The sequence below is a fragment of the Acidiphilium iwatense genome (assembly GCF_021556475.1).
Lineage (GTDB): Bacteria > Pseudomonadota > Alphaproteobacteria > Acetobacterales > Acetobacteraceae > Acidiphilium > Acidiphilium iwatense.
In genome coordinates this window covers 1-1433 of record NZ_JAKGBZ010000135.1, presented here as the reverse complement: position 1 = coordinate 1433, position 1433 = coordinate 1, and the positions used below count along the sequence as shown (strand labels likewise).

The 1433-nt window shown below is 63.2% G+C and carries 2 protein-coding genes; both read left to right on the top strand.

Translation table 11 applies throughout. From position 1 onward, the window contains the following. Positions 1-270: IS66 family insertion sequence element accessory protein TnpB (gene tnpB, locus L2A60_RS20405; protein WP_235706293.1), on the top strand; the 270-nt coding region annotated here is incomplete at its 5' end. A gap of 46 nt (positions 271-316) precedes the next feature. Continuing rightward, positions 317-1433, top strand: a 1117-nt coding sequence (gene tnpC, locus L2A60_RS20400; RefSeq protein WP_235706292.1) for an IS66 family transposase, incomplete at its 3' end; no start/stop codon positions are given.

Below are 1433 nucleotides of genomic sequence, written 5' to 3'. Positions count from 1 at the left end.
TTGGTTGAGCAGGCGATGGGGCTCGATCCGATGGCCCGCGCGGTCTACGCATTCTGCAACAAGCGGCGCAATCGGGTGAAGCTTTTGTTTTATGATCGCTCGGGATTTTTGCTGGTCCTGAAGCGTCTTGAGGAGGATCGGTTTTTCTGGCCGCGCGGTCAGCAGGCGGTGCTGACGCTGACAACGGAAGAGCTGCATTGGTTGCTGGACGGCATCGACCTTGCGGCGGTGCGCCGCCATCCCGAGCGGCAATATCGCAGCATGGGGTAACGACAGCCCCCTTGACGCGGACGGACGGGTCCGATTCAAGATCACGATGGAACGCGCGCGGTCACCGAAGGATGTGGAAGCATTGATCTTGGCCCACAGTGCCGAGATCGCGGCGTTGCGGACCGAGAACGACAAGCTCGTGCAGCGGATTGGCGAGCTTGAGGAGCAGTTGCGGCTTGAGCGGGCGCATCGATACGCCCCGCGCAGCGAAAAGGTCAGGGACCGCATCTTCAACGAAGCCGAGCAGGCCGCGGCGGAAGAAAGGGCCGAGGCCGACGATACGGCCGTGCCGGACACGGGGCTGCCGCAAGGCGATAAGCCCGAGCCTGGCAAGCGCGGCCGCAAACCCCTGCCGTCGGCTCTGCCTCGTCAGCGCATCGAACATGACCTTCCCGAGGACCAGAAATCCTGTCCGTGCTGCCGCACGGCGATGCACCGGATGGGCGAAAACATCACTGAGCAGTTGCAGGTCGAGGTCAAGGCCATGGTGCTGCAGCATGTGCGGTTCAAATATGGGTGCCGCAATTGCGAGCGGACCGGGATCGACGCGCCGGTCGTGACTGCGCCGATGCCGGCTCAACCTTTGCCCGCCAGTGTCGCCACGGCGTCGACACTGGCCCTGGTTCTTGCCAGCAAATATGTCGATGGCATGCCGCTGTACCGGCTGTCGCAGGCGCTGTCGCGCGCCAACGTCAGCCTCAGCCGGGGCACGCTGGGCCATTGGGTGATCCGGTCGAGCGAACTGCATCTCGAACGGATTTATGACGCGCTGAAGGAAAGGCTCCGGAGCCAGGATGTGATCCACGGTGACGAAACCTGGGTCCAGGTCCTGAAAGAGAACGCGCGCCAGGCGCAGACCAAATCCTATATGTGGGGCTATCGCAGCGCTGAGGACAGCCGGGAGGCGATCGTGCTGTTCGATTACCAGCCCGGTCGCGGCCAGCAGTACCCCCAGGCCTTTCTGGCCGGTTACCGCGGCCTGCTGATGAGCGATGGCTATGACGCCTGGCGCACGCTGGAAGACGCCACCCATCTGGGATGCATGGCCCACGCGCGACGCAAATTTACCGATGCGCTCAAGGCCAGGAAAAAACCCGGCGGACCGCCTGTGCTGGCGTTGAAGTTCTTCGATGCCTTGTACGAGGTCGAAAGACTGGCGCGCC